General features: G+C 73.2%; 18 protein-coding genes. 11 read left to right on the top strand and 7 right to left on the bottom strand.

All coding sequences use genetic code 11. From position 1 onward, the window contains the following. Positions 1-125: 125 nt before the first annotated feature. The 3 genes from mshD to Q3W68_RS12755 form a co-directional block, all read right to left on the bottom strand. Entirely contained in the window at positions 126-1064 is a 939-nt protein-coding gene (gene mshD, locus Q3W68_RS12765) for a mycothiol synthase (protein WP_302905578.1), read from the bottom strand. 67 nt (positions 1065-1131) lie between these two features. Continuing rightward, positions 1132-1986 carry a polysaccharide deacetylase family protein gene (locus tag Q3W68_RS12760; protein WP_302905701.1) on the bottom strand — a complete coding sequence of 285 codons (855 nt, stop codon included), beginning with the start codon at positions 1984-1986 and terminating at the stop codon, positions 1132-1134. Between the two features lie 150 nt (positions 1987-2136). Further along, entirely contained in the window at positions 2137-2856 is a 720-nt protein-coding gene (locus Q3W68_RS12755) for a response regulator transcription factor (protein ID WP_176722767.1), read from the bottom strand. 245 nt (positions 2857-3101) lie between these two features. On the opposite strand from Q3W68_RS12755, the gene Q3W68_RS12750 reads away from it, so the two are divergent. The 6 genes from Q3W68_RS12750 to Q3W68_RS12730 all read left to right on the top strand — a co-directional run bounded on the left by Q3W68_RS12750 (position 3102) and on the right by Q3W68_RS12730 (position 7539). Beyond that, the gene (locus Q3W68_RS12750) at positions 3102-4148 is read left to right on the top strand and encodes a hypothetical protein (RefSeq protein ID WP_302905577.1); all 1047 of its coding nucleotides are present in this window, start codon (positions 3102-3104) and stop codon (positions 4146-4148) included. A 79-nt stretch (positions 4149-4227) separates the two neighbouring features. Further along, positions 4228-5010 carry a DUF2993 domain-containing protein gene (locus Q3W68_RS12745; RefSeq protein WP_302905576.1) on the top strand — a complete coding sequence of 261 codons (783 nt, stop codon included), beginning with the start codon at positions 4228-4230 and terminating at the stop codon, positions 5008-5010. 103 nt (positions 5011-5113) lie between these two features. Next, positions 5114-5191: an Ms5788A family Cys-rich leader peptide gene (locus tag Q3W68_RS28310; RefSeq protein ID WP_311202345.1), complete on the top strand. Its 78-nt coding sequence runs from the start codon at positions 5114-5116 to the stop codon at positions 5189-5191. Between the two features lie 202 nt (positions 5192-5393). Next, positions 5394-6242: a sulfurtransferase gene (locus Q3W68_RS12740; protein WP_302905575.1), complete on the top strand. Its 849-nt coding sequence runs from the start codon at positions 5394-5396 to the stop codon at positions 6240-6242. After that, positions 6242-6580: a DUF1416 domain-containing protein gene (locus Q3W68_RS12735; protein WP_013288819.1), complete on the top strand. Its 339-nt coding sequence runs from the start codon at positions 6242-6244 to the stop codon at positions 6578-6580. The genes Q3W68_RS12740 and Q3W68_RS12735 overlap by 1 nt, the downstream gene beginning before the upstream one ends. 110 nt (positions 6581-6690) lie before the next feature. Beyond that, positions 6691-7539 (top strand): hypothetical protein, encoded by an 849-nt coding sequence (locus Q3W68_RS12730; protein ID WP_302905574.1) that lies wholly within the window; start codon positions 6691-6693, stop codon positions 7537-7539. 2 nt (positions 7540-7541) lie between these two features. On the opposite strand, the gene Q3W68_RS12725 is transcribed toward Q3W68_RS12730, so the two are convergent. From Q3W68_RS12725 to Q3W68_RS12715, 3 genes are all read right to left on the bottom strand, one after another. Continuing rightward, the gene (locus Q3W68_RS12725) at positions 7542-9620 is read right to left on the bottom strand and encodes a glycogen debranching N-terminal domain-containing protein (RefSeq protein ID WP_302905573.1); all 2079 of its coding nucleotides are present in this window, start codon (positions 9618-9620) and stop codon (positions 7542-7544) included. Further along, a complete protein-coding gene (locus Q3W68_RS12720) occupies positions 9617-10006 on the bottom strand; it encodes an SCP2 sterol-binding domain-containing protein (RefSeq protein WP_208578090.1) in 390 nt (129 codons plus the stop codon). Before Q3W68_RS12720 ends, Q3W68_RS12725 begins: the two co-directional genes overlap by 4 nt. A gap of 72 nt (positions 10007-10078) precedes the next feature. After that, entirely contained in the window at positions 10079-10441 is a 363-nt protein-coding gene (locus Q3W68_RS12715) for a DsrE family protein (RefSeq protein WP_302905572.1), read from the bottom strand. 23 nt (positions 10442-10464) lie between these two features. On the opposite strand from Q3W68_RS12715, the gene mtfM reads away from it, so the two are divergent. Both mtfM and Q3W68_RS12705 read left to right on the top strand, forming a co-directional pair. Beyond that, positions 10465-10569, top strand: a complete 105-nt coding sequence (gene mtfM, locus Q3W68_RS12710; RefSeq protein ID WP_013288813.1) for a small membrane protein MtfM — start codon at positions 10465-10467, stop codon at positions 10567-10569. Between the two features lie 55 nt (positions 10570-10624). Then, complete coding sequence (locus Q3W68_RS12705) at positions 10625-11215, top strand: FABP family protein (protein ID WP_302905571.1); 591 nt, start codon at positions 10625-10627, stop codon at positions 11213-11215. A 68-nt stretch (positions 11216-11283) separates the two neighbouring features. On the opposite strand, the gene Q3W68_RS12700 is transcribed toward Q3W68_RS12705, so the two are convergent. Beyond that, positions 11284-12129: an aminotransferase class IV gene (locus Q3W68_RS12700; protein ID WP_302905570.1), complete on the bottom strand. Its 846-nt coding sequence runs from the start codon at positions 12127-12129 to the stop codon at positions 11284-11286. A gap of 92 nt (positions 12130-12221) precedes the next feature. Between Q3W68_RS12700 and Q3W68_RS12695 the strand changes: the two genes are divergently transcribed. From Q3W68_RS12695 to Q3W68_RS12685, 3 genes are all read left to right on the top strand, one after another. Beyond that, positions 12222-12629, top strand: a complete 408-nt coding sequence (locus Q3W68_RS12695; protein ID WP_302905700.1) for a Fur family transcriptional regulator — start codon at positions 12222-12224, stop codon at positions 12627-12629. Beyond that, the gene (locus Q3W68_RS12690; RefSeq protein WP_302905569.1) at positions 12626-13735 is read left to right on the top strand and encodes a folate-binding protein YgfZ; all 1110 of its coding nucleotides are present in this window, start codon (positions 12626-12628) and stop codon (positions 13733-13735) included. Before Q3W68_RS12695 ends, Q3W68_RS12690 begins: the two co-directional genes overlap by 4 nt. Positions 13736-13847: 112 nt before the next feature. Next, positions 13848-14690, top strand: a complete 843-nt coding sequence (locus tag Q3W68_RS12685; protein ID WP_302905568.1) for a 3-keto-5-aminohexanoate cleavage protein — start codon at positions 13848-13850, stop codon at positions 14688-14690. Positions 14691-14733: the final 43 nt, after the last annotated feature.

Here is a 14733-nt window from a genome sequence, read left to right as displayed (position 1 = left end):
GCAAGTGAACGCGCGGTGAACACGTTCAGCCGACGAGGTGTCCGTACGCTGAGGAAGGGTTGTCCATTTCGTGAACTAGCAACCCGGCATCGCCTTTGTGGCGATTTTCCCGGGCCGGCGCGGGCTCAGCCGAGCTGGTAGTTGACGTGCGCGGACCAGCGCGCGAAGCCCAGCCGCTCGTAGAGCGCCACAGCGGCGGTGTTGCTCTCGTCCACGTAGAGCATCACCCGGTCCAGCCCGCGCTCGTCGCGCAGGTGGGTCAGGCCGGCGGCGGTGAGCACCCGGCCCAGCCCGCCCCGATGCGCGGACGGGTCGACGCCGAGCACGTAGACCTCGCCGATCCGGGCCGACCCTGGCCGCTGGTGCACCTTGGTCCAGTGGAAGCCGAGCAGCCGCCCGGTGGCGGAGTCGACGGCGAGCAGGAACCCGGCCCTGTCGAACCACGGCTCGGCGATGCGGACGCGCAGGTCGTCCAGCGTCCACTTGCCCTGCTCGGGGTGCTGGGCGAAGGCGGCGTTGTTCACCGCCAGCCAGGCCTCGTCGTCCTCGCCGGGGCGGAACGCGCGCAGCGTCACGCCTTCCGGTACGACCGGCGCCGGCAGCTCGGCGGTGAGCGGACGGCGCATCTGCCAGAGCACCCGCGCCCGGGAGAAGCCCAGGTCGACAGCGAGCGCGGCGGCCGACGGGTGGTCGCCGTGCGCCCAGGCGCGCAGCGGGCCGGGCGCGGCGGCCACCACGCTACGGGCCAGCGCCCGGCCGGAACCCCGCCGTCGGTACGCCGGGTGCACGACCATCTCCACGCCGACGCCGTCGGCCGGGGCGGTGGTGTCGAGGTGCGCGTACCCGGTGAGGGTGCCGTCGGTGGTCCGGGCGGCGAGGTGCACGGCGGGGGCCGCGGGGTCGCGCAGCCGCAGCAGCACGTGCTCGTCGAGCGGGTCGGCGCCGTCGGCGTCACCGGCGGCGCGGGCCAGCGCCAGCACCTCGGCGACCTCGTCCGGCGCGAGCCGGTCCGCCCGGTCGATCCGGTCGGCTGCGGGACCACTCGTCGGCTCGGTGCTGCTCATCTGAGTCACGGTAGCGGCAGGCGGGCCGCGGTTCGCGCCGGACGGCGACGGCGATCGGTGGCGATCGTCACGGGGCGCCGACGGGCAGCGGCTCCAGCTCGAACCGGGCCAGCATCTCGGGCAGGAGTTGCTGCAACGCCGCGACGGTGCCGGACCGGTCCCCGCCCGCGTCGTGCATGAGCACGATCGCGCCCGGGCCCATCTGCGTGCGGATCGTCGCCTCGATCGCGTCGGGTCCCGGCGCCTTCCAGTCCGACGGGTCCACGCTCCAGTGCACCGGGGTGAGGCCCAGGTCGGCGCAGGCCGACATGACCGAGGGTGTCCAGGCCCCGCCGGGCTGCCGGTAGTACGTGATCCGAGCGTCGGGCGCGGCGGCCAGGATCGCGTCGTTTGTGCGCAGCATGTCGGCCCGGATCGTCGCCGGGGATCGCTTGCCCAGGTTGACGTCGTGCCTCCAGGAGTGGTTGCACAGGGTGTGGCCCTCGGCCACTATCGACCGGACCAGGTCCGGGTGGGCCTCGACGTTCTCGCCGACGACGCAGAACGTCGCCCGTACGCCGTACTGGGCCAGCAGTGCGAGCACCTGCGGGGTCCAGCGGGGATCGGGGCCGTCGTCGAAGGTCAGCGCGACCCGGGACGAGCCGGTGGCGACCAGGGCGCCGTACGGCCCGTCGCCGTCGGGCGGGACCGGGGCGGCGTCCGGCGCGGCGTCGGGGCTCGGCCGGGCGCTGGCCGTGCCGCCCGGGAAGTCGGTGCTGGGTGGCTGGTCGCCGTACCGCGGCCCGTTGAGCGACGTGGCGACTCCGGCGGCCGACGGGTGCGGGTCCGGCACCAGGCTGCGGCCCAGCGCGAACGCCGAACCGAGCAGGCCGGCCAGCACGACGGTCACGAGGCCGGCGGCGCGCAGCGTCGAGGCCCGCATCAGCGGCACCGGCCGTTCGTCGCCCTCGTGTTCACCGCACGCACCGTCGCCCCCTTAGCCCGACAATTCCGGCAGCCAGGATATGGCTGACTGATCGGGCAAAAAGGGCGTACGAGGAAAGTGCCCTCTAGCGGGGTGGAGCGTGGGCGGTCAGACCGGCAGCGGGGCGGGCTCCGACTCCGGCAGCGAACGCGACGGCGGCACGACGAACTTGTAGCCCACCTGGCGGACGGTGCCGATCATCGACTCGTACTCCGAGCCGAGCTTGGCGCGCAGCCGCCGCACGTGCACGTCCACGGTCCGGGTGCCGCCGAAGTAGTCGTAGCCCCAGACCTCGCGCAGCAGCTGGTCCCGGGTGAACACCCGCCCCGGGTGCTGGGCCAGGAACTTCAACAGCTCGAACTCCTTGTACGTGAGGTCGAGCGGCCGGCCCTTCAGCTTGGCGGCGTACGTGTCCGGGTCGATGTTCAGCTCACCGGCCCGGATCGAGCCGCCGGCGCCGGCGGTGGCGTTGCTGAGCCGGCCCACAGCGAGCCGCAGCCGGGCCTCCACCTCGGCCGGCCCGGCGCCGGCCAGGATCACGTCGTCGACGCCCCAGTCCGCGTTGAGCGCGATCAGCCCGGCCTCGGTGACGACCGCGACGAGCGGCACGCCGAGCCCGGTGGCGTGCAGCATCCGGCAGGTGGCCCGCGCCTCGCTCAGCTCGGAGCGCGCGTCCACCAGGACGGCGTCCGGTGTCGGGCCGGAGACCAGCGTGCGGACGTCACGGGGTGCGGTGCGAACCGAGTGCGGCAGCAGGTCGAGTGCCGGCAGCACCGCCGACGGCTCACCGGCCCGCGCGGTCACGAGCAGCAGGAGCTCCACGATCACCTCCGTCCCGGCGGCCTTCCGGCCGCGCGCGACCAGCGACACGCCCGGGTGGGGGCGGCACTGTGAACTTGCGTGGGTCCCGGCGTCGTCGACGGGCGGGTAACGGCCTGAGCGTAACCGATGGACCGGCCGTCACCTTCGCGCGATTTACCGTTTGCCCTTTCTGCCCTCGATCGCGGCGCAGGTTTTAACGTCGCCGAAACCGGGACCTCCGCCGAGCCGCCCGGGTCTGGCACGATCGGGGCGTGTTTCCCTCCACCTCGCGCGACACCGGTCGTGAACCGTGGGCCGACGACCCGTCCGCCGGGCCGTCCGGCCCCGCCCGTGGCTACCCGCCCGCCCCGCGTACCGGCCCCGCCGACGAGGGCGACCGGCCGGAACGCAAGGGCCCGCGCCGGCTGCGCAAGGGCGGCCCCGGCCGGCGTCCCGACGACGAGTCCGACGAGGAGCCCGAGGAGGAGGTGCCTCCGGTCCCGGTCCGCCGCCCGCTGGCGCTCACCGTCGCCGGCTTCGCCGCGCTGCTCGGCGTCGGCCTGGTGCTCGGCGCGCAGACCTCGGGCCCCGGGCACCGGCTGCCGTTCGCCGCGATCATCTTCGGCGTCCAGCTGCTGTTCGTGCTGGCCTGGACGATGGCCATGCGGCCGCCCGCGCTGCTCGTCGTCGCGCTCGTCAGCGCCGCGACGGCGGTGATCGCCGACGTCGCCGCCGTGCAGTCGGACATCGCCGGCCTGGCCCCGCTCGGCTACGCCGCCGTGGCCGGGTTCCTGCTCGCCGTGCTGGGGCAGCTCGTACGGCGGGTGGACCGGGTCCGGGTGACCGACTCGCTCGGCGGCACCCTGCTCATCGTGGTGGGCGTGGTCGCCTTCGCCACGCTCGTCGTGCTCAGCCGGATCCCCAAGGGCACCCAGGCGATCACGGTCTGCCTCACCGCCGCCGGTGTGGCGTTGCTCGTCGCCCGGCTCACCGACGCGGTCGCGCCGTGGCCCCGGCTCGCCCCGCAGGTGCCGCGCGGCGCGGCCGGCGTGGTCGTCGGCGCCATGCTCGGCACGCTCACCAGCGCCGTGCTCGGCAGCTACCTCGTCGGTTTCACCCCGACCAGCGCCGCCCTGGTCGGGGTGGTCAGCGCGGCCACCGCCGTCCTGGCCGACCTCGCCGTCGGGTACGCCGAGGCGGGCCGGCTGATGGCCGGTGAACCGCCCACGATGTGGGTGGCCCGGCACATGCAGGGACCGCTGGGCGGGTTCGCGCTGGCCGCGCCCGCCGCCTACGCCATGTGCGTGCTGTTCCTCTGACGCGGTTGGGGAAGATTCGCCTCGGGTAAGTACGGTTGCGCCGCGAGGCGCGGTGACGGCGGCGAGGACGGGAGGCGGCGTGGCAGAGGCTTATCCGGCGGAGGGCCGACCCCGGCGACGGGGCCGGAAGGTGCTGATCGGCTTCATCGTCCTGCTGCTGGTGCTGGCCGGTCTGCTCGTCGTCGCCGACCGCGTCGCCGCCGGGGTGGCCGAGCGCGCCATCGCCGACCAGGTCCGGCAGGAGATCGCCAAGCAGGACGCGCAGTCCGCCGCGCCGCAGGTCGAGGTGGGTGGCTTCCCGTTCCTCACCCAGGTGCTCGACGGCCGGTACGAGCGCATCTCGATCCAGCTCACCGACGTGCGCGGCGACGTGCAGGGCGACGCGGTCGAGGTGCCGAAGCTGGACGTGGACGCGCGCAACGTGACCGCCTCGCTGGACACGCTGCGCTCCGGCCGGGGCGACGTGGTGGCCGAGACCGTGGACGGGCGGGGCACCGTTACCTACGAGAGCCTGGCCAAGCTGCTGGACCGGCCCGGGCTGACGCTGGGCGAGCGCAACGGCAAGCTGGCCGTCACCGCCCCGGTGGACGTCCTCGGCATCAAGCTCACCGTCAACGGCACCGCCGACGTCACTGTGGCCGGCAACAAGGTGGCGCTGCGTTTCAACGACCTCACCGCCGACGGCCTGCCGAACGTGCCGCTGGCCCGGGCCGCGCTGACCCGGTACGCGCAGGGCATCTCGATCGACGTGCCGCTGCCGGAGCTGCCGTTCCAGCTCAACCTGCGCAAGGTGGAGCCGAAGCCGGAGGGCCTGGTGGTCACGGCGGACGCGGCGAACGTGCCGATCAACTCCGCCGGCTGAAAGCCGGCCTGCTGTCAACTCCGCCGGCTGAAAGCCGGCCGGTCGTCCCGGATGCTGGTCGGCCTGGTGGCAGCCGTTGCCCCGGCTGGTAATCTCCCTGCCCATGGGGACCCTCCTCACCAAACGGCGCGCGGTCGACCTGTGCCGCGTGGCCACCTGCCTGTGTCGCCCCGTCATCTGACGGCGGGGCTGTCTCCGGCCGCCTGAACGGCGGCCACCCAGGGTCCACGAACCTTCCCCGGTTCCCCTCAACGCCCGGCAGCGGCGCCGTCGCACGTACCCGTGATCCGTTCCTAGCTCAGGGTCCGCGTGTGGTGCGACAACCATCGACATCGATCTCCACGCGCAGGCTCACCAAACCATCCTCACCAGGGAGTGATCTGATGAGTCGCGACACCGCACTCGTCTCGGCCGAGTGGGCCGAGAAGAACCTCGGCGCCCCGGGCGTCGTCTTCGTCGAGGTCGACGAGGACACCTCGGCCTACGAGACCGGGCACATCGCCGGCGCCGTCAAGCTGGACTGGCGCACCGACCTCCAGGACCAGATCCGCCGGGACTTCGTCAACAAGAGCCAGTTCGAGGCGCTGCTGTCCGACCGGGGCATCGCCAACGACGACACGGTGATCCTGTACGGCGGCAACAACAACTGGTTCGCCGCGTACGCGTACTGGTACTTCAAGCTCTACGGCCACCGCGACGTGAAGCTGCTCGACGGCGGCCGCAAGAAGTGGGAGCTGGACGCCCGTCCGCTTGTCACCGACGCGGTGGAGCGGCCGAAGACGCAGTACGTCGCGCAGGAGCCGGACACCTCGATCCGCGCGTTCCGCGACGAGGTGGTCGCCGCCATCGGCACCAAGAACCTGGTCGACGTGCGCAGCCCCGACGAGTTCGCCGGCCGGCTGCTCGCCCCCGCCCACCTGCCGCAGGAGCAGGCGCAGCGGGCCGGCCACATCCCGACCGCGATCAGCGTCCCGTGGTCGAAGGCGGCCAACGAGGACGGCACGTTCAAGTCCGACGACGAGCTGCGCAAGATCTACGCCGACGCCGGGCTGGACGACAGCAAGGAGACGATCGCGTACTGCCGGATCGGCGAGCGCTCCTCGCACAGCTGGTTCGTGCTCCAGGAGCTGCTCGGGCACCGCAACGTGAAGAACTACGACGGTTCCTGGACCGAGTACGGCTCGCTCGTCGGCGTGCCGGTGGCGCTCGGTGACGAGCCGGGGGAGGCCTGATGACCGCCGCCTCCGCCGCCTCGACGGCTGCCGCCGGCTGCGCCGCGCCGGACCAGTCCGCCCCCCTCCCGGCGAGCCTGGACCTGGAGAAGGAAACAGTCATCACCGGCCGCGTGCTGGCCGAGTCCGGTGAGGTCGTGCCGGGCGCGTACGTGCGCCTGCTCGACTCGACCGGCGAGTTCACCGCCGAGGTGGTGACCTCGGCGGCCGGGCAGTTCCGATTCTTCGCCGCGCCGGGCTCCTGGACGCTGCGCGCGCTGTCCCGCCACGGCAACGGCGACACCGCCGTGTCCGCGGCCCGCGGGATCAACGAGGTGACCGTCTCGGTCGCCGCCTGACCCACGCTCTGATCGTGGCCCGCCGCCCCACCGGGGTGGCGGGCCACGAGCCGTTCCGAGGGTGCCGAGGCGCGGCCGGTGACCTCGCCGGGGCGTGACACCATGGCCGGGTGACTGCCGTCGAGACGGGCTACGTCCCGCCCACCCCGCCCGGCCGGCCCGGCCCCGGTGGCCGACGCCGGGTGCGCCGGCTGACGGCCGTCACCGTGGCGTGGGCCGTGCTGCTCGCGGGTCTGACCTGGTGGTCGGTACGCACCGACGCGCCGACGGTCAAGGAGCAGCGGTCGCTGGACCAGGCCGGGCCGGTGGTGGACCGGGCGGTCGGTGAGCTGACCGCCGCAGTCGGCGCCGCGGGCGTACCGGCGCTCCTGCCGGACCGCCTGGAGCGCGGCTGCCGGATCACGCCGATGGACGACGGCGCGACGCTGGAACGCGGCGTCGAGGTGGCGATCGGCGGCGACGTACGCGAGGTGCTGCGCGGCATCGCCGACCGGCTGCCGCCGGGCTGGCGGGCAGGCGTGTCGATGCTCGACGGCGAGCCGCTGCTGCGCGCCGACGCGGGCGAGTTCGTCACGGTCGAGGGCCGGGCCGCCGGCCCGGGGCGGGTACTGCTCACCGCCGACACCGGCTGCCGCCCGACGGGTTCCGGCTACCGGGCCCCGTCCGCCGACGCCGCCGCCGAGTCGGCGGTGCTGGCGGCGGCGCTGGGCCGGTGGGGCGGCGCGACCGGGCCGGTCCAGGTGCTCGCCGCGCCCTGCCCGGGCGGCGGGACGGCCCGCACCGCCCGGTCCGAGGCGGCCGCGCCGGCTGATCAGTCGCTGGCGACCGCGTTCGGCGGCGGCGCCGCGCCGGTGGTGGACTCGGCAGACGCGTACGCGCGCCCGGGTGACCCGGCGGTGCTGGCGCAGCGGGCCGGGGAGCGGGTCCGGGTCGCGGTGACCACGCCCTGTCCCGCCTGACGTCAACCACCGGGCAGCGTGAGCGCCGGCGGCGAGGGCTGTTCCTCGTGCGGCTCCCGGCTGCGGCCCAGCGCGTCCACCCGGCCCCAGCGGCCCGGGATGTCGAGCAGTTCCACCCGGCCCATCCCGGGCGGCACGGCCGGGTCGATGATCAGGTGGTCGCCCTGCGGTTCCAGCCCCAGGATCACCCGTAGCACCAGCAGCGGGGTGCCGGCGGACCACGCCTGCGGACTGCACGCGGTGGGGTACTCCACCGGGTAGTCGGTGAGGCCGCGTTCGTAGCCGGCGAACACCTCGGGCAGCCGCCCGTCGAAGTAGTGCGACGCGCTGAGCAGGGCGTCGCAGATCTGGCCGGCCTCCTGCCGGAAGCCGTACCGCCACAGGCCCCAGGCGATGATCGAGTTGTCGAACGGCCACACCGTGCCGACGTGGTAGCCGACCGGGTTGTACCGGCCCTGGTCGTCGGCGAGCGTGCGTACGCCCCACCCGGAGAACAGGCGCGGGCCGAGCAGGTGGGCGGCGACGGCCGGGGCCCGGGACTCGTCGACGATGCCGCTCCAGAGCAGGTGGCCGATGTTGGAGCTGAGCGCGTCCACCTGCCGGCCCTGCGGGTCGAGCGCCAGCGCGTAGTACTCCCGGTCCGCGATCCAGAAGTCGCGGTTGAACCGCTCCTTCAGCGCGGCCGCCTCGTGTTCCAGCCGGTCCGCGTAGGTCGGGTCGTTCCAGTGGGTGCGGGCCAGCCGGGCGCCGCGCAGCTTCGCGTCGTACGCGTACCCCTGCAGTTCGCACGTGGCCCGGGGGAACTCGGGCATCCGCCCGTCGGCGTAGGAGATGGCGTCCGGCGAGTCCTTCCAGCACTGGTTCGGCAGCCCGGTCTCCGCGTTGCGGGACATGTACCAGACGTAACCGGTGCCGAGCAGGTCGCCGTGCGTGTCCAGCCAGGTCAGCGCCGCCCGCGTCTCCTGCTCCAGATTGCGCACCAGTTCGGCGTCGCCGGTCCACCGCTCGTACTCGTCGAGCAGGATCACGAACAGTGCCGTGGTGTCGGCCGCGCCGTAGTACGGCGAGTGCGGCTGCTCCTCGAAGCCGGCGGTCTCTCCGTAGCGCAGCTCGTGCAGGATCTTGCCGGGCTCCTCGTCCCGGAAGTCGTCGACCCGGCTGCCCTGGAGACCGGCGAGCATGACGATTGTGGGCTTGACCATCTCGGGCAGGAACGGCAGCACCTGGAGCGAGGTGAAGATGCTGTCCCGGCCGAACAGCGTCATGAACCAGGGCAGGCCGGCGGCGAGCAGCCGGACGCCGAGCGTGATCGACTCGTACCGGAGGGCGGCCAGGTCGTTGAGGCTGCGCCGGTACGCCCCGGCCAGCGGCTCGCAGTCGCAGCCCAGCTTCGGCGCGTGGCTGATCAGGGCGCTCTGTTCCGCCTCGATGTCGGCCGCCGTGCGCTGGCCGCCCAGCGGCAGGATGGCCCGGATGTCCTCGCCCCGGGCACCGTAGATGACCGTGTCGATGTGCAGCCCGGTGGTCCACTCGCCGTGCGGGCCGACCCGGATCCGGAACGTCATCCCGCCGGCGTCGACCTCGGCCGGCGCGCTGCTCGTGACGAGCGTCTCGCGGTGGAACGCCTGCCTGCGGTAGGTCAGCCGCAGCGCGTTCGGCTCCACGCTGGGCGTGGTGTGTCCCTTCTTGTCCCGCTGGTGCTTGATCTCGAAGAGGTCGGCGAAGTCGGAGCCGATCTCCAGCCGGAGCCGGAACTCCTTCTCCTGATTGGAGTGGTTGAGCAGGGTCAGTTCCTCGTCCAGGCTGCCGCCGATCGCGCGGCTGCGGATCACCGAGACGTCGGCGTCCAGATAGTGCGTCGGCTCGCCGGGGACCAGGAAGAACCGCGTCTTGTACGACAGCGAGTCGTCGATGGAGAGCGCGTGCAGGGGTTCCCCGTCGAGGGTGAGGATCCACGTGGAGAGGAACCGGGTGTCGAAGGAGAACAAGCCGGTGGGGAAGTCGTACGACGGCTGGATGTTGCCGCGATCGTCGCTGACCAGGAATGTGTTGCCGTCGAGGATGCTGACCCGGTCCTTCACGCCAGCCGCCGGACGTGTTCGCGGGCGGCGTCCCGCGGATCCCGTACGTCGGGCCGGGCCGGCAGGAACCGGCGGAACGCCAGGAACAGCACGACGTGCCCGCTGAACGTGGCCTCGTTGCGCAGCACCGCGGCCATGCCGGCCTCGCGGCCGGTGACCAGTTTCTCGAACAGTTCGGTGGAGAGGGTCAGCACGCCGTCGGCCTGCCGCTGCTCCTCCTGGCTCACCTGGGCCGATCCGGGGGCCAGCGTCACGTACCAGTGTTCGGTGCGGTTGCCGTCGGCCAGGTCGATTTGGAGCGTGCCGCCGATCGGGCTGTTCAGCACCGACGCGGCGCGCGCCGGCAGCGACGCGAAGAACTGTCGGATGGCCTCACTCACGTTCACATTGTAGGCACAATCCGGACATGTCGGGTCGGGATCGGCGGACCGGGCAGAGTGGACAGCCCCGGCGGTTGCTCAGTAGACCAACGCCTGCGCGCCCTCGGCCATCGCCTCCTCGACGAACACCGCGGCGCCCGCGATGCGTACGCCGGGGATGACGTCGTCCGGGCCGATGTCCCGCCGGGCCGCGCACTGGGTGCAGGCGGTCACCCGGCCCGTGGCCAGGACCACGTGCAGCAGCTCACCGAGCGGCGCGGAGTGCGGCAGCTCGAAGGTCTCCGCCCGCCCGGGGAGCGCGAACCAGGTGGACTCGCCGGTGAGCCAGAGCGAGACGTCCACCCCGGCCGCGGCTGCGGTGGAGGCGACTGTGAACGCCTGGGCGCAGCGTTCCGGGGAGTCCGCGCCGGCGGTGGCCTTGACGACGAGAGTGCGCGCCATGACGCCAGCATAGGATGGTCCGGATGGTTACCGAGATCGGGTTCGTCAGCCTGCTGGTCGCCGGCCTGGGCGCGCTCGCCGGTGGCCTGGTGTACGTCGCGGTCCGCATAGCTAGAGGTAAATGGTGAGCGCGAGGAGTGAGCCGGTTTTGCGAGCCCCGCAGTCGCGAACGAAGGTGGCGCTGTGAATAGTGAGAATCCGCTTCAGCCGCCGTGGTTGAACGCGCCGCCGGTCGACCCGTATCCGTACGAGGAGAGCCACGACCTGCGCGTCGGCCCGAAGCTGCACCCGAGCCTGGACGGTCTGCTGCCGTACATCGGGGTGTGGCGTGGCCGGGGCCGGGGTGGGTTCCCGACGATCGAGGACTTCGACTACGCGCAGGAGATCCGGATCAGCCACGACGGCCGGCCGTTCCTGTTCTACGAGTCGCGGGCCTGGATCCTGGACGAGCAGAGCCGCCCGGTCCGTCCCGCCGGCCGGGAGGTGGGCTGGTGGCGTCCGGTGCTCGACGGTGAGCGGGTGACCGACGAGCTGGAGGCGCTGATGACCACGCCGACCGGCGTGATGGAGCTGCACATCGGTAAGCGCAAGGGCACCCAGATCGAGTTCGCCACCGACGCGGTCGTGCGTACCGCGACGGCGAAGGAGGTCACCGCCGGTGCCCGCCTGTTCGGCATCGTCGAGGGTGCCCTGCTCTACGCGCAGGAGATGGCCGCCGTGGGCCAGCCCCTGAGCCCGCACCTGTCCGCCCGCCTGACCCGGGTGGCCGGCTGACGCTTTCGTCCCGGCGATCATGAAGTTGGCGGCGACAAATCGGGCACCCGACGCCGCCAACTTCATGGTCAACGGGGGAAGTTCAGCAGGGCCTGGATGCGGGGGGTCAGGAGGGAACCGGGACGAGAGGTTCCGTTCAGGGCCGTGGCCTCGACGACGCCCCGTAGGGAGCTGGTCAGCCAGATGGCCTCGGCCTCGTGCAGGTCGGCCACGGTGGGCAGGTGCTCAGCCGCGGCCAGGCCCAGCTCGGCCGCCCGTTCCAGCAGGTGACCGGCGGTCACGCCGGGCAGGATTCCGGTCTGTGCCGCCGGGACCGTGCGGAGCGTGCCTCCGCTCAGCCACACCACGTTCGCGGTCGGCCCCTCCAGCACGTAGCCGTCGGTCGAGACCCAGAGCACGTCGTCCACGCCGGTCCGCTGCGCCCACCGCCGGGCGGCGGTGCTGAGCGCGTACGAGGTGGACTTCACGCCGCTGGGCAGCCACCCCAGCTCCGGGCGGGACCGGGCGGCCACCCCGAGCGGCAGCGTGGCCACAGTCACCCCGTTGCGCCGGGCCAGGCGGGCGGACGCGGGCACCTCGCCGAGCGTGGCGTACACCGTCGGCGGCCCACCGCCCTCCGGCCCTCGGGTGCAGACCAGCCGCAGCGCGCCCTCGGTCTGGGCGGGCCAGCCGGCGCTGACCGCGTGCAGCAGCTCGACGAGCGCGGCGTCCGGTGGCAGCGGCAGGTCGATCGCCGCCGCGCCGGCCCGCAGCCGGGCCAGGTGGGCCTCGCGCAGCCAGGGGCGGCCGTCGCGCAGGTGCAACGTCTCGAACAGGCCGTCGCCGTGCAGGACGCCCCGGTCGTCGCCGCGCACCACCGGCTCACCCGCCGGTACGAGCCCCCGGCCGAGCACAGCCACCCGTGTCGTACCCATTGGCGCAGCGTAGTGGCGTACCCCCGGCGGCGGACCGGCCGGCGCGGCGGCCGAACTATGATCGAAGGGTGTCCGAATCCTCCCTCGCGGAAATGCTCCGCTCGCGCGGGCTGCGGCTGACGGCGCAGCGGCAGCTGGTGCTCCAGGCCGTCCTGGATCTGGGGCACGCCACCCCGGAGCAGGTGCACACCGCGGTCCGCGAGGTGGCGGCCGGAGTCAACATCACCACCATCTACCGCACGCTTGAGCTGCTGGAACGGCTCGGCCTGGTGACGCACACGCACCTGTCGCACGGTTCGCCGACCTACCACGCGGCGGGTGAGCACCAACACGTCCACCTGGTGTGCCGGGAGTGCGGGGCGATCGACGAGATCGCCCCGGAGATGCTCCGCCCGCTCGCCGACCAGCTGGACGAGCAGCGCGGGTTCACTGTCGACATCGGGCATGTCGCGCTCTTCGGGGTCTGCGGCCGCTGCGCACAGAACGGGGAACGCACATGATCGACACCGCGGGCGCGGTGACCACCGACGCCATCGACGACCAGACCCGGGACCAGCCGGAGCCGGCCCACCGGGCAGCCGGGGTCGGCCCGGTGGCCGCCCACTACGGCGACCCGATGCGCGAGCAGCGGCTCCTGGCCACCGGCGTTGGCCTGGTCGACCGCTCGCACCGGGGCGTGGTCGCGGTGCCCGGTGAGGAGCGGATCGGCTGGCTGCACACGCTCACCAGCCAGCACCTGGCCGCGCTCGCGCCGTGGCAGGGCACCGAACTGCTGGTGCTCTCCCCGCACGGGCACGTCGAGCAGCACGCGATGGTCGCCGACGACGGCGAGACCACCTGGCTGGACACCGAGCCGGGGATGACCGCGGGCCTGCTGTCGTACCTGGAGAAGATGCGGTTCTTCAGCAAGGTCGACCCGCGCGACGCCACCGCCGACCACGCGCTGCTGTCGCTCGTCGGGCCGGAGGCGCCCGGCGCGCTGGACACGCTCGGCGTCACCGGGCTGGCCGCTCCCGACGTGGCAGCGGTGCCGGGTCCGAAGTTCCGGTCCGGCGAGCTGCCCGCGCGCCCCTCCGTGGTGTACGACGTCAAGCCGCTCCCCGCCGGCGGCTGGGCCCGGCGGGTGGCGCTCGGCGTCGACCTGCTCGTGCCCCGGGCGGCCATGGACGAGGTGGTGGCGGAGCTGCGCGGCGCCGGGGTGCCGGTGGCCGGGCTGTGGGCGTACGAGGCGATCCGGGTGGCCGCCAAGCGGGCCCGGGCCGGCGTGGACACCGACCACCGGACGATCCCGGCCGAGGTCGACCTGATCGCCCCGGCCGTGCACCTCGACAAGGGCTGCTACCGGGGGCAGGAGACGGTGGCCCGGGTGCACAACCTGGGCAAGCCGCCCCGCCGGCTCGTCCTGCTGCACCTCGACGGCGTGGCGAGCGACCAGCCGCCCGTCGCCGGTACGCCGGTGACGCTCGACGGCCGGACCGTCGGTTTCGTGGGCACCGCCGTCCAGCACTACGAGCTGGGGCAGGTGGCGCTCGCGGTGCTGAAGCGCAACACGCCCGACGACGCCCGCCTGCTGGTCGGCGAGAGCGCCGCCGCGATCGATGCGTAAGGAAGGGCCCCCTATTAACGCCTCCGGTAGAGGAAGGGTCCCTTCTTAACGCCGCTCGCACCGGAAATCCTCCGGTCGACCCGGCCTCGGGCGCCGGTCTAGGATCCGGGGCATGACGACAGGGACGTTGATCACGGTTGCCCCCACCGGCGCGGAGTCGGCGAAGGCGGAGGTGCCGGCGCTGCCGGTGACGCTCGACGAGCTGCTGCTGACCGCCAAGGAGTGCGAGGCGCTCGGCGCCGCCGTGATCCACGTCCACATCCGCGACGACGACGCGCGGCCCACGCTCGACCAGGGGCGGCTGCGCGACACGGTGGCCGCGCTGCGGGAGAACACCGACCTGATCGTGCAGCTCTCCTCCGGCGGCGCGGTGACCGATCCGGAGTCCGCCCGGCTGGCGGTGCTCGACGCCGGTCCGGACATGGCCTCCTGCACCATGGGCACCGTCAACTTCGGCGACGACGTGTTCCTCAACCGGTGGGAGTTCATCGTCGACCTGCACACCCGGATGCAGGAGCGGGGCGTCGTCCCCGAGTACGAGATCTTCGACCTGGGGCACCTCACCGCGTTGCAGCGACTGCTCGGCAAGTACGGGCTGCCGCACGGCGGGCACGTGCACGTCGACTTCGTGATGGGCGTGCCGGGCGGCATGCCGGGCACCACAGCGACCCTGGTCGCCGCGCAGCAGATGGTGCGCGACCTGCCCGAGGGCACCACGTTCTCGGCCACCGGCATCGGGCGCAGCACCATCCCCGTGATGCTGGCCTCGCTGTCGGCCGGCGGTCACCTGCGCGTCGGCATGGAGGACACGGTCACGTACGCCAAGGGGCGCCCGGTGGAGTCCAACATGCAGCTCGTCGCGCGGGCGGTCGGCTTCGCCCAGCTCGCCCAGCGTCCTCCGCTGACCACCGCCGAGGCTCGTACGCTGCTCGGCATCCCGGCCACCGCCCGGTAAGCGGCGCGCCCGGCGGAAGCCCCGTACCGCCCCGGTCGACGTC

The sequence above is a fragment of the Micromonospora sp. C28ISP2-4 genome (assembly GCF_030519385.1).
Lineage (GTDB): Bacteria > Actinomycetota > Actinomycetes > Mycobacteriales > Micromonosporaceae > Micromonospora > Micromonospora tulbaghiae.
This window is presented reverse-complemented; position numbering and strand designations above follow the sequence as displayed.